Origin of the sequence: Autumnicola edwardsiae (genome assembly GCF_031846505.1) — a bacterium.
In the GTDB taxonomy this organism is placed as follows: Bacteria; Bacteroidota; Bacteroidia; order Flavobacteriales; family Flavobacteriaceae; genus Autumnicola; species Autumnicola edwardsiae.
The window spans coordinates 1-2,718 of sequence record NZ_JAVRHP010000189.1 but is presented as its reverse complement, the minus strand read 5'-3'; the positions used below and the strand labels follow the sequence as shown (position 1 = coordinate 2,718).

The window sequence follows — 2,718 nt, the reverse complement described above, 5'->3', positions numbered from 1 at the left end:
GTAGGCTTGATCCCAAGTTCTTCACAAATTTCCTTAATCCGCTTTTGATGTTCCTTGGTCTCTTCCAGGTGGCTTTCAAAAGCTTTCTTTAATTTATCGTCGCTCGCGGTTTTTGCCATTTTAGGTAAGGCCTCTATTAACTGAGATTCTGCACTATAAAGGTCCTTTAATTGATGTTCAAACAAATCTTTCAAATTTTTCATAACTGTTTATTTTAATTATTGGTTACAGTATAAAATTACTTCCGATTAGCATCTGTGAGAGTTAAATGCTTAATAATACTTTGTTGTATTTATATTAAATTCGACTTCCTGTAAAATCTCCCATAGAAGAATGAAGTGTTAAGGGATTTTCTTCCCAGCTTTTTTTGCCGAAAATTGGAGGTAAGAATCAGGTACATTTCTTTATAGAACAACATATAAACAATATCTTTCAGCTTCTGAAAAATCTCTTACGTTTAAGCTGAAATTTACATGAAAATCCTCCATACCGCCGACTGGCATATTGGTAAGAAATTACATAAACACGACCTTTCACAGGATTTTGAGCTCTTTATTCACTGGCTCTGTAATACCATTGAAAAGGAAAAGGTAGATGTCCTGCTCGTCTCGGGAGATGTTTTTGATCTTGCCAATCCTTCTTCGGAAGCCCGAAAACAGTATTACAAAGCCCTTATGGAACTTCGGAAACTGGATTGCAAAATCATCCTTACCGGAGGCAACCACGATTCCCCGGCGATGCTGGATGCTCCCAAAAAAATCCTGCGGGAGCTGGATATGCATGTAATTGGCGGTTTACCTGAACACCTTGAAGATACCATTATTCCTGTAACTGGAAAAGGAGGTTCCCCAGAACTTGTAATCGCTGCACTACCCTATTTGCGGGATTCAGATTTGCGGAGTGCCAACGATGGCTATACGTACAATGATCGGCTGGAAGCCATCAGGAGAGGAATTCAGGGTATTTTTGCACAGGCAGCCGATATTTGCCAAAAAAGATACCCCACTGTTCCTGCTCTTGCCATGGGACATTTATTTGCTGCAGGATCAGAAACTTCAGAAAGTGAACGGGACATCCAGATTGGGAATCAGGCGGCGTTCAATTCGCTTCAGTTTGGGGAATATTTCAGTTATATCGCACTTGGCCACATTCATAAACCGCAAAAAGTCTCGGCTGCTGTGCCTACGTATTACAGCGGTTCTCCCCTTCAGCTCTCCTTCAGCGAAAGAAAAGACGATAAACGTGTGTTGCTTTTGGATTCTAAAAACGGCTGGATCCCGGAAAATATTCCTGTTCCCTCCTTCCGAAGATTACTGAAAATAACCGGAACCGTGGAGGAATTACAGTTTAAACTTGGCGCTCTCGAAACTCATCAAAACCTCGATTCTTTAATTGAAGTGGAAATGAAGGAGGAAAACTATGACGCGACAAAAATCTATTTACTCGACGAGCTGGTCACTAATTTTAATACTCCCGGTTATGAAGTTGTAAAACACAGGGCGACCTTTAAAAATCAGGTAAAATCTGCCGGTGCGCTTTATGAAAATGCACAGCAGCTCGAAGATTTAAAACCGAAGGAGGTTTTTTCGAAACTTGTAGATGAGCATCAATACGACGAGCAAACCAGAAATGAGATCCTTGCCGCCTTTGATGAATTATTGGAAGAAGTTGAAAATAGCGAAAACGATTAAAAATGAAGATCCTAAAAATTGAATTTCAAAATATAAATTCGCTGAAGGGCAGCCACAAAATTGATTTTACAGAGGCGCCCTTTATTTCCAGTTCTTTGTTCGCCATTACAGGCCCAACAGGCAGCGGAAAAAGTACAATTTTGGATGTAATATCACTGGCCCTCTTTAATCATGTGCCCCGCCTGGGAAAGATCACCAAGAATGAAATTCTTTCTAAAGGTGCTATCCTTACCCGCAATCAAAAGGAGGCCTTGGCAGCGGTTACTTATCAGTGTAAAAATGGCAATTTTCGCTCGCAATGGAGTATTTCCACGAACCGCAATGACAACCTGAGGGATTACGAAATGGAGATTCTGGAGGAAGCTTCGGGAAAGATTCTGGACGTAAAAAAATCAGATATTCCGGGGAAAAATGAAGAATTGATCGGGTTAAATTATAACCAGTTTATAAAATCTGTTTTGCTGGCGCAAGGCGAATTTGCGCAATTTTTAAAAGCTAAAAAGGAGGAGCGGGGGGAATTACTGGAGAAGATCACCGGCACCGGAATTTACCGAAAATTGGGAATTAAAGCCTTTGAAAAAAATCGAGCTGTAAACCAGGATATCCAGGAGCAGCAAAATGAAATAAAGCTTATTCAGCAGAAATTGCTTGAGGAAGAAATGCTGAAAAACCGCAAAGAGCAATTTCAGAAGAAAACGAGTGCCTGCGAGAATTTTCAGAAGGAAATTGAAGCGCTGAACAAAGCCCTGGAACTCAAAGAGAATATTGAAAAGCAGAAAAAGGAAATTTCCCGGCTGGAAATTCAAAAATCTGAAGCTTTGGAGAAATTGAAAACCTTCGAAAAAGAACACGGATTTCCACTGAAGCAACATGAAAAGGTTCAGGATTTTTCTGATGATTTAAGGGAATGGAATCAGTTAAAAAAAGAGCTTTTAAAAACCAAAGATGAATTAAAAAATAACGAGGAAAGGCAGAAGGAAAATATGGAAAAAGCCGATGCTCTAAAAAGGCAAATATCGACCTTTAT

The 2,718-nt window shown here is 40.0% G+C and carries 3 protein-coding genes; 2 read left to right on the top strand and 1 reads right to left on the bottom strand.

Annotated elements, in window-relative coordinates:
- The coding region (locus tag RM529_RS16785) for a YciE/YciF ferroxidase family protein (RefSeq protein WP_311485900.1) at positions 1-203 on the bottom strand (203 nt) is incomplete at its 3' end.
- A 270-nt stretch (positions 204-473) separates the two neighbouring features.
- Here RM529_RS16785 and RM529_RS16780 point away from each other — a divergent pair.
- Both RM529_RS16780 and RM529_RS16775 read left to right on the top strand, forming a co-directional pair.
- Complete coding sequence (locus RM529_RS16780; protein WP_311485898.1) at positions 474-1,691, top strand: exonuclease SbcCD subunit D C-terminal domain-containing protein; 1,218 nt, start codon at positions 474-476, stop codon at positions 1,689-1,691.
- Positions 1,692-1,693: 2 nt separating this feature from the next.
- On the top strand, positions 1,694-2,718 hold a 1,025-nt coding region (locus tag RM529_RS16775), incomplete at its 3' end, for an AAA family ATPase (protein WP_311485896.1).

Coding starts and splice junctions, on each gene's coding strand:
- RM529_RS16780 (WP_311485898.1), top strand. CDS start 474: ATGAAAATCCTCCATACCGCCGACTGGCATATTGGTAAGAAATTACAT.